The organism is Microbacterium sp. H6 (assembly GCF_003314775.1).
Lineage (GTDB): Bacteria > Actinomycetota > Actinomycetes > Actinomycetales > Microbacteriaceae > Microbacterium > Microbacterium oxydans.
The window spans coordinates 1-230 of sequence record NZ_QOAY01000190.1; the positions used below are offsets into that span (position 1 = coordinate 1).

A 230-nucleotide genomic window follows, 5' to 3' on the forward strand; every position below is an offset into this window, starting at 1 on the left:
CGATCGGCAACGTGTCGATCATCGGCAGCTCCGGCGAAGACGGCGCATCCACCGTCGTGGGCGCCGACAGCGCCAAGGCGCTGGCCTCGGTGTTCGACAGCGTCCACTCGGCTACGGGGCTCGACCTGGCCGGCATCATCCAGGGTCAGGCCGTGGGCCGCGGCTTCGGCGCAGGAGTCGCAGAGGCTTCGGCGGCCGCGCCCACGCCGCGCGTCGCGACGCCGACCACG

The 230-nt window shown here is 73.5% G+C and carries 1 pseudogene; it reads left to right on the forward strand.

The annotated features are described in order from the left end of the window. A pseudogene (locus DSP71_RS12475) lies at positions 1 to 230 on the forward strand (flotillin family protein); the annotation flags it as partial.